26 protein-coding genes are annotated in these 23,934 nt (G+C 65.7%); all 26 read right to left on the reverse strand.

Features of this window, described 5'->3' with window-relative positions; genetic code table 11:
- Positions 1–183 precede the first annotated feature (183 nt).
- Positions 184–369: a type Z 30S ribosomal protein S14 gene (locus tag AB0C46_RS16610; RefSeq protein ID WP_003956452.1), complete on the reverse strand. Its 186-nt coding sequence runs from the start codon at positions 367–369 to the stop codon at positions 184–186.
- A gap of 5 nt (positions 370–374) precedes the next feature.
- Complete coding sequence (rplE, locus tag AB0C46_RS16615) at positions 375–935, reverse strand: 50S ribosomal protein L5 (protein WP_016571061.1); 561 nt, start codon at positions 933–935, stop codon at positions 375–377.
- Positions 935–1,258 carry a 50S ribosomal protein L24 gene (gene rplX, locus AB0C46_RS16620; RefSeq protein ID WP_006604883.1) on the reverse strand — a complete coding sequence of 108 codons (324 nt, stop codon included), beginning with the start codon at positions 1,256–1,258 and terminating at the stop codon, positions 935–937. The genes rplE and rplX overlap by 1 nt, the downstream gene beginning before the upstream one ends.
- 3 nt (positions 1,259–1,261) lie before the next feature.
- Positions 1,262–1,630 carry a 50S ribosomal protein L14 gene (rplN, locus tag AB0C46_RS16625; RefSeq protein ID WP_003992364.1) on the reverse strand — a complete coding sequence of 123 codons (369 nt, stop codon included), beginning with the start codon at positions 1,628–1,630 and terminating at the stop codon, positions 1,262–1,264.
- A 107-nt stretch (positions 1,631–1,737) separates the two neighbouring features.
- Positions 1,738–2,019: a 30S ribosomal protein S17 gene (rpsQ, locus tag AB0C46_RS16630; protein WP_006604882.1), complete on the reverse strand. Its 282-nt coding sequence runs from the start codon at positions 2,017–2,019 to the stop codon at positions 1,738–1,740.
- Positions 2,019–2,243, reverse strand: a complete 225-nt coding sequence (rpmC, locus tag AB0C46_RS16635) for a 50S ribosomal protein L29 (protein WP_030074787.1) — start codon at positions 2,241–2,243, stop codon at positions 2,019–2,021. The genes rpsQ and rpmC overlap by 1 nt, the downstream gene beginning before the upstream one ends.
- A complete protein-coding gene (gene rplP, locus AB0C46_RS16640; protein WP_006604880.1) occupies positions 2,243–2,662 on the reverse strand; it encodes a 50S ribosomal protein L16 in 420 nt (139 codons plus the stop codon). The genes rpmC and rplP overlap by 1 nt, the downstream gene beginning before the upstream one ends.
- 5 nt (positions 2,663–2,667) lie before the next feature.
- Positions 2,668–3,495 (reverse strand): 30S ribosomal protein S3, encoded by an 828-nt coding sequence (gene rpsC, locus AB0C46_RS16645; protein WP_362828524.1) that lies wholly within the window; start codon positions 3,493–3,495, stop codon positions 2,668–2,670.
- The gene (gene rplV / locus AB0C46_RS16650) at positions 3,495–3,842 is read right to left on the reverse strand and encodes a 50S ribosomal protein L22 (RefSeq protein ID WP_006604878.1); all 348 of its coding nucleotides are present in this window, start codon (positions 3,840–3,842) and stop codon (positions 3,495–3,497) included. The genes rpsC and rplV overlap by 1 nt, the downstream gene beginning before the upstream one ends.
- Positions 3,843–3,886: 44 nt before the next feature.
- Positions 3,887–4,168 (reverse strand): 30S ribosomal protein S19, encoded by a 282-nt coding sequence (rpsS, locus tag AB0C46_RS16655; RefSeq protein ID WP_018090899.1) that lies wholly within the window; start codon positions 4,166–4,168, stop codon positions 3,887–3,889.
- 12 nt (positions 4,169–4,180) lie between these two features.
- On the reverse strand, positions 4,181–5,017 hold the full coding sequence (gene rplB, locus AB0C46_RS16660; protein WP_362828525.1) for a 50S ribosomal protein L2: 837 nt from the start codon (positions 5,015–5,017) through the stop codon (positions 4,181–4,183).
- A 39-nt stretch (positions 5,018–5,056) separates the two neighbouring features.
- Complete coding sequence (gene rplW, locus AB0C46_RS16665; RefSeq protein ID WP_006604875.1) at positions 5,057–5,380, reverse strand: 50S ribosomal protein L23; 324 nt, start codon at positions 5,378–5,380, stop codon at positions 5,057–5,059.
- Positions 5,380–6,030, reverse strand: coding sequence for a 50S ribosomal protein L4 (rplD, locus tag AB0C46_RS16670; protein WP_018090902.1), 651 nt, complete (start codon positions 6,028–6,030; stop codon positions 5,380–5,382). The genes rplW and rplD overlap by 1 nt, the downstream gene beginning before the upstream one ends.
- 8 nt (positions 6,031–6,038) lie before the next feature.
- Positions 6,039–6,683 (reverse strand): 50S ribosomal protein L3, encoded by a 645-nt coding sequence (gene rplC, locus AB0C46_RS16675; RefSeq protein ID WP_018090903.1) that lies wholly within the window; start codon positions 6,681–6,683, stop codon positions 6,039–6,041.
- A gap of 14 nt (positions 6,684–6,697) precedes the next feature.
- Positions 6,698–7,006, reverse strand: coding sequence for a 30S ribosomal protein S10 (gene rpsJ, locus AB0C46_RS16680; protein WP_003948644.1), 309 nt, complete (start codon positions 7,004–7,006; stop codon positions 6,698–6,700).
- A 446-nt stretch (positions 7,007–7,452) separates the two neighbouring features.
- Positions 7,453–8,646: an elongation factor Tu gene (gene tuf / locus AB0C46_RS16685; RefSeq protein WP_362828526.1), complete on the reverse strand. Its 1,194-nt coding sequence runs from the start codon at positions 8,644–8,646 to the stop codon at positions 7,453–7,455.
- A gap of 157 nt (positions 8,647–8,803) precedes the next feature.
- Complete coding sequence (gene fusA / locus AB0C46_RS16690) at positions 8,804–10,924, reverse strand: elongation factor G (protein WP_362828527.1); 2,121 nt, start codon at positions 10,922–10,924, stop codon at positions 8,804–8,806.
- A 39-nt stretch (positions 10,925–10,963) separates the two neighbouring features.
- Positions 10,964–11,434: a 30S ribosomal protein S7 gene (rpsG, locus tag AB0C46_RS16695; RefSeq protein WP_004571813.1), complete on the reverse strand. Its 471-nt coding sequence runs from the start codon at positions 11,432–11,434 to the stop codon at positions 10,964–10,966.
- A gap of 2 nt (positions 11,435–11,436) precedes the next feature.
- Positions 11,437–11,808, reverse strand: coding sequence for a 30S ribosomal protein S12 (gene rpsL, locus AB0C46_RS16700; RefSeq protein ID WP_003948652.1), 372 nt, complete (start codon positions 11,806–11,808; stop codon positions 11,437–11,439).
- Between the two features lie 425 nt (positions 11,809–12,233).
- Complete coding sequence (locus tag AB0C46_RS16705; protein ID WP_362828528.1) at positions 12,234–12,722, reverse strand: DUF1707 and DUF4190 domain-containing protein; 489 nt, start codon at positions 12,720–12,722, stop codon at positions 12,234–12,236.
- Between the two features lie 245 nt (positions 12,723–12,967).
- Positions 12,968–16,867: a DNA-directed RNA polymerase subunit beta' gene (locus AB0C46_RS16710; protein WP_362828529.1), complete on the reverse strand. Its 3,900-nt coding sequence runs from the start codon at positions 16,865–16,867 to the stop codon at positions 12,968–12,970.
- A gap of 99 nt (positions 16,868–16,966) precedes the next feature.
- Positions 16,967–20,452, reverse strand: coding sequence for a DNA-directed RNA polymerase subunit beta (rpoB, locus tag AB0C46_RS16715; RefSeq protein ID WP_362828530.1), 3,486 nt, complete (start codon positions 20,450–20,452; stop codon positions 16,967–16,969).
- A gap of 622 nt (positions 20,453–21,074) precedes the next feature.
- A complete protein-coding gene (gene rplL, locus AB0C46_RS16720) occupies positions 21,075–21,461 on the reverse strand; it encodes a 50S ribosomal protein L7/L12 (protein ID WP_362828531.1) in 387 nt (128 codons plus the stop codon).
- 84 nt (positions 21,462–21,545) lie between these two features.
- The gene (gene rplJ / locus AB0C46_RS16725) at positions 21,546–22,097 is read right to left on the reverse strand and encodes a 50S ribosomal protein L10 (RefSeq protein ID WP_362828532.1); all 552 of its coding nucleotides are present in this window, start codon (positions 22,095–22,097) and stop codon (positions 21,546–21,548) included.
- Between the two features lie 444 nt (positions 22,098–22,541).
- The gene (gene rplA, locus AB0C46_RS16730) at positions 22,542–23,258 is read right to left on the reverse strand and encodes a 50S ribosomal protein L1 (RefSeq protein ID WP_362828533.1); all 717 of its coding nucleotides are present in this window, start codon (positions 23,256–23,258) and stop codon (positions 22,542–22,544) included.
- Between the two features lie 83 nt (positions 23,259–23,341).
- Positions 23,342–23,776 carry a 50S ribosomal protein L11 gene (gene rplK / locus AB0C46_RS16735; protein WP_030074757.1) on the reverse strand — a complete coding sequence of 145 codons (435 nt, stop codon included), beginning with the start codon at positions 23,774–23,776 and terminating at the stop codon, positions 23,342–23,344.
- Positions 23,777–23,934: the final 158 nt, after the last annotated feature.

Here is a 23,934-nt window from a genome sequence, read left to right on the forward strand (position 1 = left end):
CGATCAGAGTCGGGACGGGTGCGGCGCGGGGACCTACGGCGTAGTAAGCGACTTTATGCGGGCTCGGCCCGCGGTCGGTCTCGGGCGGCGGGGCGCCCAAACCCTTCTACCCTACGGGAAAAGGGGTGGGAGCGCCCGCCGGCCGATTGCTTACCGAGAGCCCCGGTCATCCCAACTAAGGGATTACCAGGAGCTCTTGGTCACGCCCGGCAGCTCGCCACGGTGAGCCATCTCACGAAGGCACACGCGGCACAGGCCGAACTTACGGTAAACGGAGTGCGGACGGCCGCAGCGCTGGCAGCGGGTGTACGCGCGCACACCGAACTTCGGCTTGCGAGCAGCCTTGGCAATCAGAGCCTTCTTCGCCATCTCGCTCACGCCTCCTTGAACGGGAAGCCGAGGTGACGAAGGAGAGCGCGGCCCTCATCGTCGTTGGTCGCCGTGGTGACCACGGTGATGTCCATACCCCGGGTACGGTCGATCTTGTCCTGGTCGATCTCGTGGAACATGACCTGCTCGGTGAGACCGAAGGTGTAGTTGCCCCGACCGTCGAACTGCTTCGGGGACAGACCACGGAAGTCGCGGATGCGCGGCAGCGCGAGCGACAGCAGGCGGTCCAGGAACTCCCACATGCGGTCACCGCGGAGGGTGACGTGGGCACCGATCGGCTGGCCCTCACGCAGCTTGAACTGCGCGATGGACTTACGGGCCTTGGTGACGGCCGGCTTCTGGCCGGTGATCGTGGTGAGGTCGCGGATGGCGCCCTCGATCAGCTTGGAGTCGCGGGCGGCGTCGCCCACACCCATGTTGACCACGATCTTGGTCAGACCGGGGATCTGCATGACGTTCTCGTAGGAGAACTCGTCCTTCAGCTTCCCGGCGATCTCTTCGCGGTAGCGCGTCTTCAGACGCGGTGCGTTGGTGGTGGCAGTCATCAGATGTCCTCACCGGTCCGCTTGGCAACGCGGATCTTGTTGCCCTCGTCGTCGAAGCGGTATCCGACGCGGGTAACGACCTTGTTGCCGTCCTTCTCCACAACCAGCTGAACATTGCTGACGTGGACAGGGGCCTCGGTCGTCACGATGCCGCCGGTCTTCGAACCACGAGCGGTCTGGCCGGCCTTGGTGTGCTTCTTGACCCGGTTGACACCCTCGACCAGGACACGGTCCTCGCGGGGGAAGGCCTGGATGACCTTGCCCTGCTTGCCCTTGTCCTTACCGGTGATGACCTGGACCAGGTCGCCCTTCTTGATCTTCATCGGTTACAGCACCTCCGGCGCGAGCGAGATGATCTTCATGAACTTCTTCTCGCGCAGCTCCCGGCCCACGGGGCCGAAGATGCGGGTGCCGCGGGGGTCGCCATCGTTCTTGAGGATGACGGCCGCGTTCTCGTCGAAGCGGATGTACGAGCCGTCCGGACGGCGGCGCTCCTTGACGGTGCGAACGATGACCGCCTTGATGACGTCACCCTTCTTCACGTTGCCACCGGGGATCGCGTCCTTCACGGTGGCGACGATGACGTCACCGATGCCCGCGTAGCGGCGACCGGAACCACCGAGAACACGAATGCAAAGGATTTCCTTCGCACCAGTGTTGTCGGCGACACGCAGTCGCGACTCCTGCTGGATCACGTCTATCTCCTGTTTGTCTGCCGGTTCCCGGCAGGGGCCGCCTCGTATGAGACGGAGCCCCTGCCGAGCCTGGCGGAACTGTTCCTAGGGGGTCCCCCTAGGAGGGATTACTTGGCCTTCTCGAGGATCTCGACGATGCGCCAGCGCTTGGTGGCGGACAGCGGCCGGGTCTCCATCAGGAGGACGCGGTCGCCGACACCGGCAGCGTTCTGCTCGTCGTGCGCCTTGAGCTTGTTGGTACGGCGGATGACCTTGCCGTACAGCGCGTGCTTGACGCGGTCCTCGACAGCGACGACGACGGTCTTGTCCATCTTGTCGCTGACGACGAGACCCTCACGGGTCTTGCGGAAACCGCGCTCGTTCGTCTCAGTCACATTCTTCTCGCTCATCAGGCGCTCTCCACCGTCTCGATGCCCAGCTCGCGCTCACGCATCAGGGTGTAGATCCGGGCGATGTCCTTACGGACGGACTTGAGCCGACCGTGGTTCTCAAGCTGTCCGGTCGCCGCCTGGAAGCGGAGGTTGAACAGCTCCTCCTTGGCCTCACGAAGCTTGCCGACGAGGTCCTCGTCATTCAGCTCGCGCAGCTCGGTCGCCTTGATACCGGCCGCCATCACGACTCACCTGCCTCGCGCCGCACGATGCGGCACTTCATCGGAAGCTTGTGGGCGGCGCGGGTCAGCGCCTCCTTGGCAACCTTTTCGTTCGGGAAGGACAGCTCGAACATCACCCGACCGGGCTTGACGTTCGCGACCCACCACTCCGGAGAACCCTTACCGGAACCCATGCGGGTTTCGGCCGGCTTCTTCGTCAGCGGACGGTCGGGGTAGATGTTGATCCACACCTTGCCGCCACGCTTGATGTGACGGGTCATGGCGATACGAGCGGACTCGATCTGCCGGTTCGTCACGTAGGCCGGGGTCACGGCCTGGATTCCGTACTCACCGAAGGCCAGCTCGGTGCCACCCTTGGCCATACCACTGCGCTTCGGGTGGTGCTGCTTGCGGTGCTTGACCCTGCGAGGGATCAGCATGTCGGTCAGGCCTCCGTTCCGGGGGTCTCCGCCGGAGCAGCGGCAGCGGCCTCGGCCTTGGGGGCCTCGGCAGCGGCGGTCTGCTGCTGCGGCTTGCGGCCACCGCGGCCGCCACGCTCGCCACCGCGGCGCGGGCGGTCGTTGCCGCCACCGCGGGCCGGGCGGTTACCCGCACGGGCGGCAGCGTTCTCGGCACGCACCTCGGCGATGTTCTTGACGTCGCCCTTGTAGATCCAGACCTTCACGCCGATGCGGCCGAAGGTGGTCTTGGCCTCGAAGAAGCCGTAGTCGACGTTCGCACGGAGCGTGTGCAGGGGCACACGGCCCTCGCGGTAGAACTCCGAGCGGGACATCTCGGCGCCGCCGAGACGGCCACCGCACTGGATCTTGATGCCCTTGGCGCCGGCCTTCATCGTCGACTGCATGCTCTTACGCATGGCGCGACGGAAGGACACGCGGGAGGACAGCTGCTCGGCGACGGCCTGGGCCACCAGCTGAGCGTCCACCTCGGGGTTCTTGACCTCAAGGATGTTCAGCTGGACCTGCTTGCCGGTCAGTTTCTCCAGTTCGCCGCGGATGCGGTCGGCCTCGGCGCCACGGCGGCCGATGACGATGCCCGGACGAGCGGTGTGGATGTCAACGCGGACGCGCTCACGGGTGCGCTCGATCTCCACCTTGGAGATACCGGCGCGCTCCATGCCCTTCGTCATCATGCGACGAATGGCGACGTCTTCCTTGACGTAGTCCTTGTACAGCTTGTCGGCGTACCAGCGGGACTTGAAGTCCGTCGTCACGCCGAGGCGGAACCCGTGCGGGTTTACCTTCTGGCCCATTACCGGGTTCCTTCCTTGCTGCTGACGACCACGGTGATGTGGCTGGTCCGCTTGCGGATCCGGTAGGCACGGCCCTGAGCACGCGGACGGAACCGCTTCAGGGTCGGGCCCTCGTCGACATAGGCCTCGGAGATGACGAGGCTGCCGGCGTCGGTGTGGTCGTAGTTGTGTGCAGCGTTGGCAATGGCGCTGTCCAGCACCTTGCCAACCGGCACGCTCGCGGCCTGCGGGGCGAAACGCAGGACCGCCTGAGCCTCCGTGGCATCCATGCCACGGATAAGGTCCACCACGCGGCGGGCCTTCATGGGCGTGACGCGGATGTACCGCGCCTGGGCCCTGGCTTCCATGGTTGTCCCTTCGGTGTCAGTCATAGTCTTCGCACTCCGGTCGATCAGCGACGACGCGACTTGCGGTCGTCCTTCTCGTGGCCGCGGAAGGTGCGGGTCGGCGCAAACTCGCCGAGCTTGTGGCCGACCATCGACTCGGTGACGAACACCGGGACGTGCTTGCGGCCGTCGTGCACCGCGATCGTGTGGCCGAGCATGGCCGGGACGATCATGGAGCGGCGGGACCAGGTCTTGATGACGTTCTTGGTGCCGGCATCGTTCTGAACATCCACCTTCTTGGAAAGGTGGTCGTCGACGAAGGGCCCCTTCTTGAGACTGCGCGGCATCTAAACCCGCTCCTAGCGCTTCTTGTTCGTCTTGCGGCGGCGGACGATGTACTTGTTGCTCGCCTTCTTCGGCGAACGAGTACGACCCTCCTTCTGACCCCACGGCGAGACCGGGTGGCGACCACCGGAGGTCTTGCCCTCACCACCACCGTGCGGGTGGTCGACGGGGTTCATCACGACACCACGCACGGTCGGGCGGACGCCCTTCCAGCGCATACGGCCGGCCTTACCCCAGTTGATGTTCGACTGCTCGGCGTTGCCGACCTCACCAACAGTGGCGCGGCAGCGGACGTCGACCAGGCGGATCTCACCGGACGGCATACGAAGGTGAGCCATGCGGCCCTCCTTCGCCAGCAGCTGCACGGAGGCACCGGCCGAACGGGCGAACTTCGCACCGCCGCCCGGACGCAGCTCGATCGCGTGGATCGTCGTACCCACGGGGATGTGACGCAGCGGCAGGTTGTTGCCCGGCTTGATGTCGGCGCCAGGGCCGTTCTCAATCCGAGCACCCTGGGCCAGGCCACGGGGCGCGATGATGTAGCGCTTCTCGCCGTCTGCGTAGTGCAGCAGCGCGATGCGCGCGGTGCGGTTCGGGTCGTACTCGATGTGCGCGACCTTGGCCGGCACGCCGTCCTTGTCGTGACGACGGAAGTCGATCACGCGGTAGGCGCGCTTGTGGCCACCACCCTGGTGGCGAACGGTCACACGACCGGCGTTGTTACGGCCGCCCTTGCTGTGCAGCGGGCGGACCAGCGACTTCTCCGGCGTGGACCGCGTGACCTCGACAAAGTCGGCGACGCTGGAGCCACGACGGCCCGGGGTCGTCGGCTTGTACTTGCGGATACCCATTTCTCAGTCCTCGTCCGATTCCGGACGACTCGGACTCCGTTAGGAGACCGGGCCGCCGAAGATGTCGATACGGTCGCCCTCGGCGAGGGTCACGATGGCGCGCTTGGTGTTGGCGCGCTTGCCGTAACCGGTGCGGGTGCGCTTGCGCTTGCCCTGCCGGTTGATCGTGTTGACCCCGGTGACCTTGACCGAGAAGACCGCCTCGACGGCCTGCTTGATCTGGGTCTTGTTCGAGCCCGGCGCGACGATGAACGTGTACTTGTTCTCGTCCAGCAGGGCGTAGCTCTTCTCCGAGACAACCGGCTTGACGAGCACGTCGCGCGGGTCCGAGAAGGTCTTGCTGGTGACGACGGCCTCAGTCATCAGGCGTCGCTCCCTTCGGTCTCAGCGGCCTTGGGGCCAGACACGAAGGACTCGAAGGCGGCCTTGGTGAAGACCACGTCGTCGGAGACGAGCACGTCGTACGTGTTCAGCTGGCCCGGCTCCAGGATGTGAACCTGGGGCAGGTTGCGGGCGGACAGCCACGCGGCCTCGTCGCTGCGCTCGGCGACCAGGAGCACGTTCTTGCGCTCGCTGACCTTGCCGAGGAGAGTCTTGGCGGCCTTGGTGGAGATGTCGCCCTCGACCACGCCGGAAACGACGTGGATACGGCTGTTGCGGGCCCGGTCGGTGAGGGCACCGCGCAGGGCGGCAACCTTCATCTTCTTCGGGGTCCGCTGGCTGTAGTCACGCGGCACGGGGCCGTGGACGATGCCACCGCCGGCGAACTGCGGCGCACGGGTCGAACCCTGGCGCGCGCGGCCGGTGCCCTTCTGGCGGTACGGCTTCTTGCCACCGCCGCGGACCTCGCCGCGAGTCTTGGTCTTGTGCGTGCCCTGACGGGCCGCGGCCAGCTGTGCGACAACGACCTGGTGGATCAGCGGAACGCTGACCTTCGCGTCGAAGATCTCCGTGGGGAGCTCGACGGTACCGGCCTTGTCGCCTGCCGGCGAAAGGATGTCAATGGTGCTCATCGGTTACCTCAGGCCCCCTTGGCCGCGGTACGGACCAGGACGAGGCCGCCGTTCGGACCAGGAACTGCGCCCTTGATGAGCAGCAGACCCTTCTCCGCGTCAACGGCGTGGACGGTCAGGTTCTGGGTGGTGACCCGCTCATTGCCCATACGGCCGGCCATCCGCATGCCCTTGAACACGCGGCCCGGGGTGGCACAGCCACCGATGGAGCCAGGCTTACGGTGCACACGGTGGGCACCGTGGGAGGCCTTGCCGCCATGGAAGCCGTGACGCTTCATGACACCGGCGAAGCCCTTGCCCTTGCTCTTGCCGGTCACATCCACCTTGACGCCGGACTCGAAGGTCTCAGCGGTCAGCTCCTGGCCGAGGGTGTACTCACCGGCGTCGGTGGTACGGACCTCGACGAGGTGACGACGGGGGGTGACGTCGGCCTTCGCGAAGTGGCCCTTGAGGGGCTTGTTCACCTTGCGCGGGTCGATCTCGCCGAAGGCGATCTGGACGGAGTCGTAACCGTCCTGGTCATTGGTGCGCACCTGGGTAACGACGCAGGGGCCGGCCTTGACCACAGTGACCGGGACGACACGGTTGTTCTCGTCCCAGACCTGGGTCATGCCGAGCTTCTCGCCCAGGATGCCCTTGATCTGCTTAGCCATCTCTTCCGCGCCTCTCAGAGCTTGATCTCGATGTCAACGCCGGCCGGAAGGTCCAGGCGCATCAGCGAGTCAACGGTCTTGGGCGTCGGGTCGAGGATGTCGATCAGGCGCTTGTGCGTGCGCATCTCGAAGTGCTCGCGCGAGTCCTTGTACTTGTGCGGCGACTTGATGACGCAGTACACGTTCTTTTCAGTGGGCAGCGGCACCGGGCCCGCGACCGACGCACCAGTACGGGTCACCGTCTCGACGATCTTCTTCGCCGAAGAGTCGATGACCTCGTGGTCGTAGGCCTTGAGCCGGATGCGGATCTTCTGTCCCGCCATGGCTACTTCGTAGTCCTGTCTCTCGTAACGCTCTGGGACCCGGTGCGCTGCGCCTCAGCGGAAGCGCTGTTCTTCTCCGACCCACGCGGTCGGGCGTGTCGCACCCCTTCTCGTAAATCCCCGTAAAGGGGATCCTTCAAGAAGGAGAAGGCAGGGGAAGAACACCCACCGGGTGCCTGGCCGAGGCACCCCGCTGACGCTTCCCGGAAGATTCCCGTATTTCCGGCCCTGAGAAGGGACGACGAATACCTGGGACTCGCTTCCGGTCCTCCCGGCGGGAGGCGCGCAGCATCGGCACTCAACCGAGCAACCTGGACAGTGTGCCACACCTGGGACGCGTAAGGCCAATCGGGGCCCAACTGTCAAGGAGCCCCGCCCACCTGATGGTGAGCGGGGCTCCTTGTGAGCTCCGGGGAGCTACGACCGGATCGACCGGATCAGCGAAATTACTTCGTGATCTTGGTGACCTGGCCGGCGCCGACGGTCCGGCCACCCTCACGGATGGCGAACTTCAGGCCCTCTTCCATCGCGACGGGCTGGATGAGCTCAACGGTCATCTCAGTGTTGTCGCCCGGCATGACCATCTCGGTGCCCTCGGGGAGGGTCACGACGCCGGTCACGTCCGTGGTACGGAAGTAGAACTGCGGGCGGTAGTTGTTGAAGAACGGGGTGTGACGGCCACCCTCGTCCTTCGACAGGATGTACGCCTGGGCCTCGAACGAGGTGTGCGGCGTGACCGAGCCCGGCTTGATGATGACCTGGCCGCGCTCGACGTCCTCGCGCTTGATGCCACGGAGGAGCAGACCGACGTTCTCACCGGCCTGGCCCTCGTCGAGGAGCTTCCGGAACATCTCGATACCGGTGACCGTGGTGGTGGTCTTCTCGGTCTTGATGCCGATGATGTCGACGGTCTCGTTGACCTTGAGGACACCACGCTCGATACGACCGGTGACAACGGTGCCACGGCCGGTGATCGTGAAGACGTCCTCGATCGGCATCAGGAACGGCTTGTCGACGTCGCGCTCGGGCTGCGGGATCGACTCGTCGACGGCGTGCATGAGCTTGAGGACGGAGTCGCCCCACTCCTTGTCGCCCTCGAGCGCCTTGAGCGCCGAGACCTTGACGACCGGAACGTCGTCGCCGGGGAACTCGTACTCGGAGAGGAGCTCACGGACCTCGAGCTCGACGAGCTCCAGGATCTCCTCGTCGTCCACCATGTCGGCCTTGTTCAGGGCGACAACGATGTACGGAACGCCGACCTGGCGGGCCAGGAGCACGTGCTCCTTGGTCTGCGGCATCGGGCCGTCGGTGGCGGCGACCACGAGGATGGCGCCGTCCATCTGCGCCGCACCCGTGATCATGTTCTTGATGTAGTCCGCGTGACCGGGGCAGTCGACGTGGGCGTAGTGACGGTTCTCCGTCTGGTACTCGACGTGCGCGATCGAAATCGTGATACCGCGCTGGCGCTCCTCAGGAGCCTTGTCGATCTGGTCGAAGGCCGAGGCCTCGTTCAGGTCCGGGTACGCGTCATGCAGCACCTTGGTAATGGCGGCCGTGAGGGTCGTCTTACCGTGGTCAATGTGACCGATGGTGCCGATGTTGACGTGCGGCTTAGTCCGCTCGAACTTCGCCTTCGCCACTGGGGTCCTCCTGTGGAGTGGTTCTGTACGCCTTACTCATCGGCGCCAGGTGATCTTTGCTGGGGTGCCGGCTGACGGGGCAATCCTCGCGGTTGCGGGGATTACCCCATCAGACGGTGTCAAGCCTAAAGCGTGTTCCGGCTCTCGGGAGACGGAGCTACTCGCCCTTGGCCTTCGCGATGATCTCCTCGGCGACGTTCCGGGGAACCTCGGCGTAGGAGTCGAACTGCATCGAGTAGCTTGCGCGACCCGACGTCTTGCTGCGGAGGTCTCCGACGTAGCCGAACATCTCCGAGAGGGGAACCAGGCCCGTGACGAGCTTGGCGCCGCTGCGCTCCTCCATGGACTGGATCTGACCACGGCGGGAGTTGATGTCGCCGATCACGTCGCCCATGTAGTCCTCGGGCGTGGTGACCTCGACCTTCATCATCGGCTCGAGCAGGGCCGGGGAGGCCTTGCGGGCGGCCTCCTTGAAGGCCATCGAACCGGCGATCTTGAAGGCCATTTCCGACGAGTCGACCTCGTGGAACGCACCGTCGAGAAGCGTGACCTTGACGCCCGTCAGCGGGTAGCCGGCGAGAACACCGAACTCCATGGCCTCCTGGCAGCCCGCGTCCACGGACGGGATGTACTCCCGCGGGATACGGCCACCGGTGACCTTGTTCTCGAACTCGTACCCGTCGCCCTCGAGCGGCGCGATCGCGATCTGCACCTTCGCGAACTGGCCGGAACCACCAGTCTGCTTCTTGTGCGTGTAGTCGAGACGCTCGACCGGCTTGCGCAGGGTCTCGCGGTAGGCGACCTGCGGCTTGCCGACGTTGGCCTCGACCCGGAACTCACGCTTCATACGGTCGACCAGCACGTCGAGGTGCAGCTCGCCCATACCCGCGATGATGGTCTGGCCGGTCTCCTCGTCGGTGTGAACCTGGAACGAGGGGTCCTCTTCGGCGAGTCGCTGGATGGCGACACCCAGCTTCTCCTGGTCGCCCTTGGACTTGGGCTCAATGGCGACCTGGATGACCGGGGCCGGGAACTCCATCGATTCCAGGATGACCTGGTTGGTGGAGTCACAGAGGGTCTCACCCGTGGTGGTCTGCTTCAGACCCATGACGGCGACGATGTCACCGGCACCCACCGACTCGATCTCCTCACGCTTGTTCGCGTGCATCCGGTAGATCTTGCCGATGCGCTCCTTCTTGCCCTTCACCGAGTTCTGCACCTGCGAGCCGGCCTCAAGGCGGCCCGAGTACACCCGGATGAAGGTGAGCTTGCCCAGGTGGGGGTCGCTCGCAATCTTGAACGCAAGAGCGGACAGCGGCTCTTCCTCGGACGGCCTGCGCTTGATGACCTCTTCCGGGTCGTTGACCGCGTGGCCCTCAATGGCCTCGACGTCCAACGGGGAGGGGAGGTAGCGCACGACCGCGTCGAGCAGGGGCTGCACGCCCTTGTTCTTGAACGCGGTACCGCAGAACACCGGAGTGACGGTGGTGTTCTCGGCCTTGCCCGAAGCGATGGTGATCCGGCGGATCGCCGCGTAGAGCTGCTCCACGGTGGGCTCCTGGCCCTCCAGGTACAGCTCCATGATCTCTTCATCGTTCTCGGCAACGGCCTCGAGCAGCTTGCCGCGCCACTCGTCTGCCGCCTCGATGTGCGTGTCCGGGATGTCGACGGTGTCGTACATCTCGCCCTTGGCGGCCTCGGCCGACCAGACCAGGGCCTTCATCGTCACGAGGTCGACGACGCCCTTGAAGTCGGCCTCGGTGCCGATCGGGAGCTGCATCACGATCGGGGTCGCGCCGAGGCGGTCCACGATCATGTCGACGCAGCGGTGGAACTCGGCACCCGTGCGGTCGAGCTTGTTGACGAAGCAGATACGCGGAACGCCGTAGCGGTCCGCCTGACGCCAGACGGTCTCGGACTGGGGCTCGACACCGGCAACGCCGTCGAACACCGTCACCGCACCGTCCAGGACGCGCAGCGAGCGCTCCACCTCGACCGTGAAGTCGACGTGGCCCGGGGTGTCGATGATGTTGATGGTGTTGTCGACGTTTTCCAGCGGCCAGTGGCAGGTCGTCGCGGCAGACGTGATGGTGATGCCGCGCTCCTGCTCCTGCTCCATCCAGTCCATCGTGGCAGCGCCGTCGTGGACCTCACCGATCTTGTACGAAACACCGGTGTAGAACAGGATCCGCTCGGTGGTGGTCGTCTTGCCCGCGTCGATGTGGGCCATGATCCCGATATTGCGGACCTTGGCCAGGTCAAGCGAAGTGGTGGCCATAGTGGCTCAATCTTCTCTCGGTCTCGATGTGGGTTGCGACTACCAGCGGTAGTGCGCGAAGGCCTTGTTGGACTCGGCCATCTTGTGCGTGTCCTCACGCTTCTTGACCGAAGCGCCGAGGCCGTTAGAGGCGTCGAGCAGTTCGTTCATGAGGCGCTCGGTCATGGTCTTCTCGCGGCGGGCGCGGGAGTAGCCCACGAGCCAGCGGAGCGAGAGGGTGGCGGCGCGGCCGGGCTTGACCTCGACCGGGACCTGGTAGGTCGCGCCACCGACACGGCGGGACTTGACCTCAAGGGTCGGCTTGATGTTCTCGAGCGCGCGCTTGAGCGTGATGACCGGGTCGTTACCGGTCTTCTCGCGCAGACCCTCCATGGCGCCGTAAACGATGCGCTCGGCGGTGGAGCGCTTTCCGTTCAGCAGCACCTTGTTGATGAGGGAGGTCACCAGAGGAGAACCGTAGACCGGGTCGATGATGACCGGGCGCTTCGGGGCGGGGCCCTTACGAGGCATTCTTACTTCTCCTTCTTGGCGCCGTAGCGGCTGCGAGCCTGCTTGCGGTTCTTGACGCCCTGCGTGTCGAGGGAGCCGCGGATGATCTTGTACCGAACACCCGGCAGGTCCTTCACACGACCACCACGCACGAGCACGATCGAGTGCTCCTGCAGGTTGTGGCCCTCACCCGGAATGTAAGCGGTGACCTCGATCCCGCTGGTCAGACGCACACGCGCGACCTTACGCAGGGCCGAGTTCGGCTTCTTCGGGGTGGTCGTGAAAACACGCGTGCAGACGCCACGGCGCTGGGGGGAACCCTCAAGCGCGGGCGTCTTGTTCTTCTCGACCTTGTCCTGCCGGCCCTTGCGGACCAGCTGCTGGATCGTAGGCACCGTTTCTCCGGTTTCTGTGTGCCAGTCTCGGTAAAGCTAACCTGGAACATTCCCCGACCCACGCGGTCGGGTGTGTCGAATACTGCAGTCCGGTCCCTCGCTGGAACGAGTGAGGCGGCAGATTGCGGTGTCAAAACCCGGCTTCCGTGCTGGTGGTTCTCCGACCGGAGTCCCCCGGGGCCTTACGGCCCGGCAGGTCCCCCCGGCGGGAGATTTCGCGCACGGCAGCCCAGGGACACCCCAGGCACAAGGTCAGAGCGTACCTACCGCATTGGCTGCGGTCAAAACAAATGCACACGCGAAGGACACGCCGGACTCCTCACGGCGTTGCGGTCACCGTAGTGCGATCGACGGCCTTACGGAAGAAGGCGCCACACCCCTCCCCGGCGGCACCGCGCACCGCCGGCCCGACCGCCGGCCGGCCCCTACAGGTTGACCGCGGCGGAGAGGATGAACACCAGGAGGAACAACGCCCAGCCACCGATCGCCAGCCAGCCCAGCACCAGACCCGTGATGGCCTGACCGTCGCCGCGCTCGCCGGACCGGCGGATCTCGGCCCGCGCCTTGTGCCCCAGGATCACCGCCGGAATCGCCGTCAGGCCCCACGTCACCGGCGTCATGATCCCGCAGACCAGCGCACCCGTCGCCGCGCTGTTCGTCGTCGCCGGCATCGGCATCGGCATCTGCGGCGGCATGAAGGTCGCCGGCACCATCGGCCGCTGCGGCACGAACTGCGCCTGCGGCACCGGCCCCTGCGGCAGATCCGCGACCAGCATCTGCAGTTCGGCGTGAGTCTGCGCCTTGTAGGCCCGTGTGATCCGCTGTTCGTACTCCGGCTGCTGCAGCCGCCCCTCGGCGAACCCCGCCTTGAGCACATCGACCGTTCGCTCACGATCGGCGTGCGAGGCACGCATGGCAGGCACCTGATTCGACGGCTGCGCCGGCTGACCGCCCTGCCACGGTTGGAATGCCACTTCGCGAACCTCCCCCCGCTCGACAGTTCTCCCCATCTTCTCATCAGAGACGCAGCAATGGGAGGACAAGTTCCCCCGCGCGGCCCCCAACTCGACGGGACCGCTCGGCGCGGGTGCCGCACCAACGCCGCAGGGCGGCCACCCCGTAAGGGATGACCGCCCTGTTGCTGTCGTACAGACCAGGCTTACTGGTTGTACGGACCGTAGTCGTAGTCCTCCAGCGGGACCGCCTGGCCGGAGCCGGTGCCGAAGGGCGAGTAGTCGATGTCGTCGTAACCGACGGCCGAGTACATCGCGGCCTTGGCCTCTTCGGTGGGCTCGACCCGGATGTTGCGGTAACGGGACAGACCCGTACCGGCCGGGATGAGCTTACCGATGATGACGTTCTCCTTGAGGCCGATCAGGGAGTCCGACTTGGCGTTGATCGCCGCGTCGGTCAGGACCCTGGTCGTCTCCTGGAAGGACGCCGCCGACAGCCAGGACTCGGTGGCCAGCGAAGCCTTGGTGATACCCATCAGCTGCGGACGGCCGGAGGCCGGGTGGCCGCCTTCCGCCACGACCCGACGGTTCTCGCCCTCGAACTTCGTGCGCTCCACGAGCTCGCCCGGCAGCAGCTCCGCGTCGCCGGACTCGATGATCGTCACACGGCGCAGCATCTGCCGGATGATGATCTCGATGTGCTTGTCGTGGATCGCCACGCCCTGGCTGTTGTAGACCTTCTGGACCTCGCCGACCAGGTGGACCTGGACGGCACGCTGGCCGAGGATCCGCAGCACGTCGTGCGGGTTGACGGCACCCACGGTCATCGGCTGGCCGACCGTGACGTGGTCGCCCTCGCCCACCAGGAGACGGGCACGCTTGGAGACGCCGTAAGCCATCTCGTCGCTGCCGTCGTCCGGGGTGACGACGACCTTCTTGGTCTTCTCGGTCTCCTCGATCCGGACGCGGCCGGCCGCCTCCGAAATCGGGGCGACACCCTTGGGCGTACGGGCCTCGAAGAGCTCGACGACACGCGGCAGACCCAGGGTGATGTCGTCACCGGCCACACCACCGGTGTGGAAGGTACGCATCGTCAGCTGGGTGCCGGGCTCACCGATGGACTGGGCGGCGATGATGCCGACCGCCTCACCGATGTCGACCAGCTTGCCGGTGGCCAGCGAACGGCCGTAGCAGAAGGCACAGGTGCCGACCGCGGACTCACAGGTCAGGACCGAGCGGGTCTTGACCTCCTCGACGCCCGCGTTGACCAGCGCATCGATGAGCACGTCACCGAGGTCGACGTTCGCGGGGGCGACGACCTTGCCGTCCACCACGACGTCCTCGGCGAGCATCCGCGCGTACACGCTGGACTCGACGTCGTCCGCCTTGCGCAGGACACCCGCGGCGTCCTTCGAGGCGATCCGCAGCTTGAGGCCACGCTCCGTGCCGCAGTCCTCCTCGCGAATGATGACGTCCTGGGAGACGTCGACCAGACGACGGGTGAGGTAACCGGAGTCGGCGGTACGAAGGGCGGTGTCCGCCAGACCCTTACGGGCACCGTGCGTGGAGATGAAGTACTCCAGCACGGACAGACCCTCGCGGAACGATGCCTTAATCGGACGCGGGATGGTCTCGTTCTTCGCGTTCGACACCAGACCACGCATACCGGCGATCTGCCGCATCTGCATCATGTTTCCTCGGGCACCCGAGTCAACCATCATGAAGATGGGGTTCGTCTTGGGGAAGTTCTCGTTCATCGCCTCGGCGACCTCGTTGGTCGCCTTGGTCCAGATGTTGATCAGTTCCTGAGTGCGCTCGTCCTTGGTGATCAGACCGCGCTCGTACTGCTTCTGGACCTTCTCGTCCTGGGCCTCGTAGCCCGCGACGATGGCCTTCTTGGCCTCCGGCACGACGATGTCCGAGACGGCGACGGTGACGCCGGAACGGGTCGCCCAGTGGAAGCCGGCCGCCTTCAGGTTGTCGAGCGTCGCCGCCACGATGACCTTGGGGTAGCGCTCGGCCAGGTCGTTGACGATCGCGGAGAGCTGCTTCTTGCCCACCGAGTAGTCGACGAACGGGTAGTCCTCGGGCAGCAGCTCGTTGAAGAGCGCACGGCCCAGGGTCGTCCGCAGCCGGAAGCTGTCACCCTGCTGCCACTCGGGCTCGCCCTCCTCCGGAACCGGCGGGGTCCAGCCACGGGGCGGGATGGTGCCGATCGGGAAGCGGATGTCGACCTTCGCCTGCAGCGAGAGCTCACGGGCGTCGAAGGCCATGATGGCCTCGGCGACCGAGCCGAAGGCCCGGCCCTCACCCTTGACCTCGCGCTCCTCTTCATCCGTGGTGAGGAAGAAGAGGCCTAGCACCATGTCCTGGGTCGGCATGGTGACCGGACGGCCGTCGGCCGGCTTGAGGATGTTGTTCGAGGACAGCATCAGGATGCGGGCCTCGGCCTGGGCCTCCGCGGACAGCGGGAGGTGGACGGCCATCTGGTCACCGTCGAAGTCCGCGTTGAACGCGGTGCAGACGAGCGGGTGAATCTGAATGGCCTTGCCCTCGACCAGCTGCGGCTCGAAGGCCTGGATGCCCAGACGGTGCAGCGTGGGTGCACGGTTCAGCAGCACCGGGTGCTCGGCGATGACCTCTTCGAGCACGTCGTAGACGACCGTGCGGCCGCGCTCGACCATGCGCTTCGCCGACTTGATGTTCTGCGCGTGGTTGAGGTCCACCAGGCGCTTCATCACGAACGGCTTGAAGAGCTCCAGCGCCATGGCCTTGGGCAGACCGCACTGGTGCAGCTTGAGCTGCGGGCCGACGACGATGACGGAACGCGCCGAGTAGTCGACTCGCTTACCGAGCAGGTTCTGACGGAAACGGCCCTGCTTACCCTTCAGCATGTCGCTGAGGGACTTCAGCGGGCGGTTACCGGGACCGGTGACCGGACGGCCGCGGCGGCCGTTGTCGAACAGCGCGTCGACGGCCTCCTGCAGCATCCGCTTCTCGTTGTTCACGATGATCTCGGGGGCACCGAGGTCAAGGAGACGCTTGAGGCGGTTGTTGCGGTTGATCACACGGCGGTACAGGTCGTTCAGGTCGGAGGTCGCGAAGCGGCCACCGTCCAGCTGCACCATCGGACGCAGGTCCGGCGGGATCACCGGGATGCAGTCCAGCACCATGCCCTTGGGGCTGTTGCGGGTCTGCAGGAAGGCGGAGACGACCTTGAGGCGCTTGAGCGCACGGGTCTTCTTCTGGCCCTTGCCGGTACGGATGATCTCGCGGAGGCGCTCGGCCTCCTCGTCGAGGTCGAAGGTCTCCAGGCGCTTCTGCAGGGCAGCGGCACCCATGGAGCCGTCGAAGTACGTGCCGAAGCGGTCACGCAGCTCGCGGTAGAGCAGCTCGTCACCCTCCAGGTCCTGGACCTTGAGGTTCTTGAAGCGGCTCCAGACCTCGTCGAGACGGTCGATCTCGCGCTGCGCACGGTCGCGCAGCTGCTTCATCTCACGCTCGGCACCCTCGCGCACCTTGCGGCGCACATCGGCCTTGGCGCCCTCGGCCTCCAGCTCGGCCAGGTCGGTCTCGAGCTTCTTGGCGCGGGCCTCCAGGTCGGAGTCGCGGCGCTGCTCGATCTGCTGACGCTCGACGGAGACGTGCGCCTCCAGCGAGGGCAGGTCGCGCGTACGACGCTCCTCGTCCACCCACGTGATCATGTAGGCGGCGAAGTAGATGACCTTCTCGAGGTCCTTGGGCGCGAGGTCCAGCAGGTAGCCCAGCCGGCTCGGCACGCCCTTGAAGTACCAGATGTGGGTCACGGGAGCGGCCAGCTCGATGTGGCCCATCCGCTCACGACGCACCTTGGCGCGAGTGACCTCGACGCCGCAGCGCTCGCAGATGATGCCCTTGAAGCGGACGCGCTTGTACTTACCGCAGTAGCACTCCCAGTCCCGGGTCGGACCGAAGATCTTCTCGCAGAAGAGTCCGTCCTTTTCGGGCTTGAGCGTGCGGTAGTTGATGGTCTCGGGCTTCTTGACCTCGCCGTGGCTCCACTGACGGATGTCGTCAGCGGTGGCCAGACCGATCCGGAGCTCATCGAAGAAGTTGACGTCGAGCACTATGCGTCAATCCCTCTCAGGGTTGTAAGTCTTGGGGTCTGAAACGGGGGTCCTGGGGCCGGCCGGGGAACCATCACTGGCTCCCCGGCCGAACTCCCGTCAGACCTCTTCGACGCTGCTCGGCTCGCGCCGGGACAGGTCGATGCCGAGCTCCTCCGCTGCGCGGAAGACGTCCTCGTCGGTGTCGCGCATCTCGATGGACATGCCGTCCGAGGACAGCACCTCCACGTTGAGGCACAGGGACTGCATTTCCTTGATGAGCACCTTGAAGGACTCGGGAATGCCGGGCTCGGGGATGTTCTCGCCCTTGACGATGGCCTCGTAGACCTTCACGCGGCCGGTCACGTCGTCGGACTTGATCGTCAGCAGCTCCTGGAGGGCGTATGCGGCGCCGTAAGCCTCCAGCGCCCACACCTCCATCTCACCGAACCGCTGGCCACCGAACTGAGCCTTACCACCCAGCGGCTGCTGGGTGATCATGGAGTACGGACCGGTCGAACGCGCGTGGAGCTTGTCGTCGACCAGGTGGTGCAGCTTGAGGATGTACATGTACCCGATCGAGATCGGGTCCGGGAACGGCTCACCGGAGCGGCCGTCGAACAGCCGCGCCTTGCCGGAGCCCTTGACCATCCGCTCGCCGTCGCGGTTGGGGATCGTCGACTCGAAGAGACCGGAGATCTCGTCCTCGCGCGCACCGTCGAACACCGGGGTGGCGACGTTGGAGCCGGGGGCGACCTCGTCGGCGGAGATCGAGTGGAGACGCTTCTTCCACTCCTCCTCGACACCCTCGACCTTCCAGCCCTGGCTGGCGAGCCAGCCGAGGTGGATCTCCAGGACCTGTCCCGGGTTCATTCGGGACGGGACACCCAGCGGGTTGAGGATGATGTCGACCGGGGTGCCGTCCTCCAGGAACGGCATGTCCTCGACCGGCAGGATCTTCGAGATGACGCCCTTGTTGCCGTGACGGCCGGCGAGCTTGTCACCGTCGGTGATCTTGCGCTTCTGGGCCACGTAGACGCGGACCAGCTGGTTCACACCCGGGGGCAGCTCGTCGCCCTCTTCGCGGTCGAAGACGCGGACGCCGATGACCTTGCCGATCTCACCGTGCGGCACCTTCAGCGAGGTGTCGCGCACCTCGCGCGCCTTCTCACCGAAGATCGCGCGGAGCAGGCGCTCCTCGGGGGTCAGCTCGGTCTCACCCTTGGGCGTGACCTTGCCGACGAGGATGTCGCCGGCGACGACCTCGGCACCGATACGGATGATGCCGCGCTCGTCGAGGTCGGAGAGGACCTCTTCGGAGACGTTCGGGATGTCCCGGGTGATCTCCTCGGGGCCCAGCTTGGTGTCACGGGCGTCGACCTCGTGCTCCTCGATGTGGATCGAGGAGAGGACGTCGTCCTGCACGAGGCGCTGCGACAGGATGATCGCGTCCTCGTAGTTGTGGCCCTCCCACGGCATGAACGCCACGAGCAGGTTCTTGCCGAGCGCCATCTCGCCTTCGTCCGTGGACGGACCGTCGGCGAGGACCTGGCCCTCGATGACCCGCGCGCCCTCGTCCACGACGACCTTCTGGTTGAAGGAGGTGCCCTGGTTGGAGCGGGTGAACTTGGCGACGCGGTACGTGGTGTACGTGCCGTCGTCGTTGGCGACGGTGATGTAGTCCGCGGAGACCTCCTGGACCACACCGTCCTTCTCCGCCTTGATGACGTCACCGGCGTCGACCGCACAGCGGTACTCCATGCCGGTGCCGACCAGCGGCGACTCCGCCTTGATCAGCGGAACGGCCTGGCGCATCATGTTCGATCCCATGAGCGCGCGGTTGGCGTCGTCGTGCTCGAGGAACGGGATCATGGCGGTCGCGGCCGACACCATCTGCCGCGGCGAGACGTCCATGAAGTCCACCTCGTCGGCGGGGACGAGGTCGACCTCGCCGCCACGGCGGCGGACCAGCACACGCTGCTCGGAGAAGCGCATGTCGTCGCTCAGCTTGGCGTTGGCCTGGGCGATCAGGAAGCGGTCCTCCTCATCAGCGGTGAGGTAGTCCACCTCCTCCGTGACCTGGCCGTCGACGACCTTGCGGTAAGGCGTCTCGATGAAGCCGAAGACGTTGACCCGGCCGTAGGAGGCCAGCGAGCCGATCAGACCAATGTTGGGACCTTCAGGGGTCTCAATCGGGCACATACGGCCGTAGTGCGAGGGGTGCACGTCACGGACGTCCAGGCCGGCCCGCTCACGGGAGAGACCACCCGGGCCCAGCGCCGACAGACGGCGCTTGTGGGTCAGACCCGACAGCGGGTTGGTCTGGTCCATGAACTGGGACAGCTGGCTGGTGCCGAAGAACTCCTTGATGGAGGCGACGACCGGCCGGATGTTGATCAGGGTCTGCGGCGTGATCGCCTCGACGTCCTGGGTGGTCATGCGCTCACGCACGACGCGCTCCATACGAGCCAGACCCGTGCGGACCTGGTTCTGGATGAGCTCGCCGACGTTGCGCAGACGACGGTTGCCGAAGTGGTCGATGTCGTCGGTCTCGACAACGATCGAACGGCCGGACTCACCCATCGTCTCGGTCTCGCCGGCATGCAGCTTGACCAGGTACTTGATCGTCGCGATGACGTCATCGGTGGTCAGCACGCCCGCGTCGAGCGGCTCGTCGCCGCCGAGCTTCTTGTTGACCTTGTAGCGGCCGACCTTCGCGAGGTCGTAGCGCTTGGGGTTGAAGTACAGGTTCTCCAGCAGCGTCTGCGCGGCCTCACGGGTCGGCGGCTCGCCCGGGCGCAGCTTGCGGTAGATGTCGAGCAGCGCGTCGTCCTGGCCCTGGGTGTGGTCCTTCTCCAGGGTGGCGCGCATGGACTCGTACTCGCCGAACTCCTCAAGGATCTGCTCGGTCGTCCAACCGAGCGCCTTGAGCAGGACGGTCACGGACTGCTTGCGCTTACGGTCGATGCGCACACCGACCATGTCGCGCTTGTCGATCTCCATCTCCAGCCAGGCACCCCGGGACGGGATGATCTTGGCGGAGAAGATGTCCTTGTCGGACGTCTTGTCGATGGAGCTGTCGAAGTACACGCCCGGCGAGCGCACCAGCTGCGAGACGACGACACGCTCGGTGCCGTTGATGCAGAAGGTGCCCTTGTTCGTCATGAGCGGGAAGTCGCCCATGAAGACCGTCTGGGACTTGATCTCGCCGGTCTCGTTGTTCGTGAACTCAGCGGTGACGAAGAGCGGAGCCGCGTACGTGAAGTCGCGCTCCTTGCACTCGTCGATGGAGTTCTTCGGGGGCTCGAAGCGGTGGTCGCGGAACGTCAGCGACATCGACCCGGAGAAGTCCTCGATCGGGGAGATCTCTTCGAAGATCTCTTCCAGACCGGACTTGGTGGGGACTTCCTGCCCACTCTCCAGCGCAGCCTCGACGCGACCCTTCCATGCGGCATTGCCGAGCAGCCAGTCGAAGCTTTCGGTCTGCAGCGCAAGGAGGTTCGGAACCCCGAGGGGCTCCTTGATCTTCGCAAAAGAGATGCGCAGCGGGGCGGTGCTGTCGCCGTTGTTCGTATTGGCAGTCGAGGCGTTGCGCGAGGCGGCCAAGAGGGGGTCCTTCCGAGGGCTCGGACTCACTACGCGCGTACCGGTCCCGAATCGAGCAGACTGAGGGAAAGCCCAGGTCAGGGCGGATCATTCAGCTTTGCTCGGGCTCGGGTATGCCCCTGGTGACGGGCAGGGAGCAGCTAACAGGCAGCGCAAAGGGTCAGTGTAGCCACTTGGCACACTGATGTCCAGAGCGAGTTTCCGGAGACCGGTTCAGCACCGTGATACCGATCTTCTCCCTCCAGGAGGCCATGCCCTCCGCACCGGAGGAAGCCCTCGTTTGTTCTTCTCAATGCCATGCGCCTGCCGAAAGCCCTGCGCCAGTGGCGCACACCGATGCTTCCCTCTTCGTCCGCGATCCATGCCTCGAACCCTGGATCGCTTCTGCGTCGCGTCCCGAGAATTGCGCGCCGCGTCCGGTTCGTCAAGGCCCCCCACCTCTGGGAGATCGTCACATGGGGGCACGTCCGGGCAACGATGATCACCATACTCGCACGCAGGCGCGAGACAACGCAGCCGTGACGAGCACGCCGAAGGGCGACCACCCGCATGGGTGATCGCCCTTGGCTGGTGTCCCTGGCGCCTCAGGCGCTCAGGACGCGAGTCCGGAGACTCGGTGAAGTCACTTGACCTCGACGGAGGCGCCGGCGCCCTTGAGGGACTCGGCAGCCTTCTCGGCGGCGTCCTTGGCGACCTTCTCGAGGACGGGCTTCGGGGTGCCGTCGACGAGGTCCTTGGCCTCCTTCAGGCCCAGGGAGGTCAGCTCACGCACGACCTTGATGACCTGGATCTTCTTGTCGCCCGCACCGGTGAGGATGACGTCGAACTCGTCCTGCTCCTCGGCCTCGGCGGCGGCCGGGGCGCCCGGGGCACCGGCGGCGGCAACGGCGACCGGGGCAGCAGCCTCGACGTCGAACTTCTCCTCGAAGAGCTTCACGAACTCGGAGAGCTCAAGAAGGGTCATTTCCTCGAACTGCGCGAGCAGGTCTTCCTGGCTGAGCTTCGCCATGGTGGCGGTCCTTCCACTAATTCGGCTGGTGCCGGATGTACATGTCTGGCGGGCGTACTACGGGCCCGCTGGGCGTCCGAGTGATTACTCGGCAGCCTCGGCGGGAGCCGGCGTACCGGCACCGCCCTGCTCGACCTTGCTGCGAAGCGCGTCCGCGGTGCGGGCGAACTTCGTGAGCGGGGCCTGGAAGGTCGCCGCGGCCTTGGCCATGGACGCCTTCATGCCACCCGCCAGCTTGGCGAGCAGAACCTCACGGGACTCGAGGTCCGCAAGCTTCTTGATCTCGTCGGCGGACAGCGCCTTGCCGTCAAGGACACCGCCCTTGATGACGAGAGAGGGGTTTTCCTTGGCGAAGTCACGAAGACCCTTCGCCGCCGTGACCGGGTCACCGGTCACGAAGGCAACAGCGGTCGAGCCCTTGAGGTGCTCGTCCAGCTGAATCCCGGCCTCCTTGGCCGCGATCTGGGTCAGCGTGTTCTTCACCACACGGTACTGAGCGTTCTCGCCGAGAGAACGACGCAGCTCCTTGAGCTGCGCCACAGTCAGTCCGATGTAAGAAGTCACAACAGCTGCGTTGGAGTTACGGAGCTTCTCAGTAATCTCCTCAACGGCTGCGATCTTGTCAGACGTCGCCATGAGCCTCGGCCTCCTTCCGGGTGATGAGGACCGCGCAGAAGGGGCTGGGCAAAACAAACGCCCCGGCGCAGGCGCACGGGGCGTACTCGACCAGGACGGAATTCCGTCCGGGAGTTCATCCATACACACCTGCGCAGGCCGTCCGCAGCTAGCGGATCCTTCGGCCACTCCACGTCCGGGACCGGACGCGCAGAGACAACCAGCGGTCTTTGGCTTCCGCATACGGTACGGGAGAGCCCTGCCTCAGGCAAATCGGCCGAGAGGGGGCGTCGGCTGCGCTGCCGGCTGCTGGAGCGCGTCCCGCGGCCGGCCTCGCCCCAGGGCGGCGTGGGGGCCCTGAGAGGCGCTGAGGGGCGGCACAGCATGCGTCAGGCCCCGCCCTCCTTGCGGGAGGGCGGGGCCTGACGACAGTGGTCACACGCTATGAGGCGCTGATCGGAGAGATCAGACGGCCTCGTCCTCGACGAGGAGGTTGCGGGTGCGGTTGGCGTCCAGCGGGATGCCGGGGCCCATCGTGGTGGTGATGGTCGCCTTCTTGATGTAGCGGCCCTTGGCGGCGGACGGCTTGAGGCGGTTGATCTCCTCGAGCGCCGCGGCGTAGTTCTCCACCAGCTTGGTCTCGTCGAAGGAGACCTTGCCGATGATGAAGTGGAGGTTCGCGTGCTTGTCCACGCGGAACTCGATCTTGCCGCCCTTGATGTCGGTGACAGCCTTGGCGACATCCGGGGTGACGGTGCCGGTCTTCGGGTTCGGCATCAGACCACGCGGACCGAGCACGCGGCCGAGGCGGCCGACCTTGCCCATGAGGTCCGGGGTGGCGACGACGGCGTCGAAGTCCAGACGGCCCTTGGAGACCTCGTCGATCAGTTCGTCCGAGCCGACGATGTCGGCGCCGGCGGCTTCCGCGGCCGCAGCACGGTCACCGGTCGCGAAGACCAGGACCCGGGCGGTCTTACCGGTGCCGTGCGGGAGGTTCACGGTGCCACGGACCATCTGGTCGGCCTTGCGCGGGTCGACACCCAGACGCATGGCGACCTCGACGGTCGCGTCGAACTTGACGGACGCGGTGTCCTTGGCGAGACGGACGGCCTCGAGGGGGGCGTACACGCGCTCCCGGTCGATCTTCGCGTCCGCGTTGCGAAGAGTCTTGCTGCGCTTCACTTCTGCTCCTGATGCAGTGGGGTGGAGTCGTGGTGCGGACCAGCGCCTGGTCCTGCCACGGGTGGTGCCAGAGGGGCTGAGGATCAGCCCTCGACCGTGATGCCCATGGAACGGGCGGTGCCGGCGATGATCTTCTCGGCGGCGTCCAGGTCGTTGGCGTTCAGGTCGGGCATCTTGGTGGTGGCGATGTCACGGACCTGGTCACGCGTGATCTTCGCGACCTTGGTCTTGTGCGGCTCGCCGGAGCCCTTCTCCACGCCCGCGGCCTTCAGGATGAGCTTCGCGGCCGGCGGGGTCTTGGTGATGAAGGTGAAGGAACGGTCTTCGTAGACCGTGATCTCCACCGGCACGACCATGCCACGCTGCGACTCGGTCGCGGCGTTGTAGGCCTTGCAGAACTCCATGATGTTGACGCCGTGCTGGCCCAGCGCGGGGCCGACCGGCGGAGCCGGGTTTGCGGCGCCGGCGCTGATCTGGAGCTTGATAAGCCCCGTGACCTTCTTCTTCTTGGGAGGCATGCTCTCTCCGGGTCCTAGTGAGAGGTGTTTCGCCATTCCATCCGGTCATCCGGATGGAGGCATACCGCACAACGATAACGGGTATAGTCGTGCGGCCAAAAACCGAGCAGGTCAGACCGGCTGTGAGCCCGTCTGACCTGGTCGATTTGGCTGGTGTT

Origin of the sequence: Streptomyces sp. NPDC048637, assembly GCF_040650675.1 — a bacterium.
Classification (GTDB): Bacteria; Actinomycetota; Actinomycetes; order Streptomycetales; family Streptomycetaceae; genus Streptomyces.

What these genes read in the sequence shown, in the direction of transcription:
- AB0C46_RS16610 (WP_003956452.1), bottom strand. Translation starts at nt 369, where the DNA reads ATGGCGAAGAAGGCTCTGATTGCCAAGGCTGCTCGCAAGCCGAAGTTC.
- rplE (WP_016571061.1), bottom strand. Translation starts at nt 935, where the DNA reads ATGACTGCCACCACCAACGCACCGCGTCTGAAGACGCGCTACCGCGAA.
- rplX (WP_006604883.1), bottom strand. Translation starts at nt 1,258, where the DNA reads ATGAAGATCAAGAAGGGCGACCTGGTCCAGGTCATCACCGGTAAGGAC.
- rpsQ (WP_006604882.1), bottom strand. Translation starts at nt 2,019, where the DNA reads ATGAGCGAGAAGAATGTGACTGAGACGAACGAGCGCGGTTTCCGCAAG.
- rpmC (WP_030074787.1), bottom strand. Translation starts at nt 2,243, where the DNA reads ATGGCGGCCGGTATCAAGGCGACCGAGCTGCGCGAGCTGAATGACGAG.
- rplP (WP_006604880.1), bottom strand. Translation starts at nt 2,662, where the DNA reads ATGCTGATCCCTCGCAGGGTCAAGCACCGCAAGCAGCACCACCCGAAG.
- rpsC (WP_362828524.1), bottom strand. Translation starts at nt 3,495, where the DNA reads ATGGGCCAGAAGGTAAACCCGCACGGGTTCCGCCTCGGCGTGACGACG.
- rplV (WP_006604878.1), bottom strand. Translation starts at nt 3,842, where the DNA reads ATGGAAGCCAGGGCCCAGGCGCGGTACATCCGCGTCACGCCCATGAAG.
- rpsS (WP_018090899.1), bottom strand. Translation starts at nt 4,168, where the DNA reads ATGCCGCGCAGTCTCAAGAAGGGGCCCTTCGTCGACGACCACCTTTCC.
- rplB (WP_362828525.1), bottom strand. Translation starts at nt 5,017, where the DNA reads ATGGGTATCCGCAAGTACAAGCCGACGACCCCGGGCCGTCGTGGCTCC.
- rplW (WP_006604875.1), bottom strand. Translation starts at nt 5,380, where the DNA reads ATGACTGAGGCCGTCGTCACCAGCAAGACCTTCTCGGACCCGCGCGAC.
- rplD (WP_018090902.1), bottom strand. Translation starts at nt 6,030, where the DNA reads ATGAGCACCATTGACATCCTTTCGCCGGCAGGCGACAAGGCCGGTACC.
- rplC (WP_018090903.1), bottom strand. Translation starts at nt 6,683, where the DNA reads ATGGCTAAGCAGATCAAGGGCATCCTGGGCGAGAAGCTCGGCATGACC.
- rpsJ (WP_003948644.1), bottom strand. Translation starts at nt 7,006, where the DNA reads ATGGCGGGACAGAAGATCCGCATCCGGCTCAAGGCCTACGACCACGAG.
- fusA (WP_362828527.1), bottom strand. Translation starts at nt 10,924, where the DNA reads ATGGCCACCACTTCGCTTGACCTGGCCAAGGTCCGCAATATCGGGATC.
- rpsG (WP_004571813.1), bottom strand. Translation starts at nt 11,434, where the DNA reads ATGCCTCGTAAGGGCCCCGCCCCGAAGCGCCCGGTCATCATCGACCCG.
- AB0C46_RS16705 (WP_362828528.1), bottom strand. Translation starts at nt 12,722, where the DNA reads ATGCGTGCCTCGCACGCCGATCGTGAGCGAACGGTCGATGTGCTCAAG.
- rplL (WP_362828531.1), bottom strand. Translation starts at nt 21,461, where the DNA reads ATGGCGAAGCTCAGCCAGGAAGACCTGCTCGCGCAGTTCGAGGAAATG.
- rplJ (WP_362828532.1), bottom strand. Translation starts at nt 22,097, where the DNA reads ATGGCGACGTCTGACAAGATCGCAGCCGTTGAGGAGATTACTGAGAAG.
- rplK (WP_030074757.1), bottom strand. Translation starts at nt 23,776, where the DNA reads ATGCCTCCCAAGAAGAAGAAGGTCACGGGGCTTATCAAGCTCCAGATC.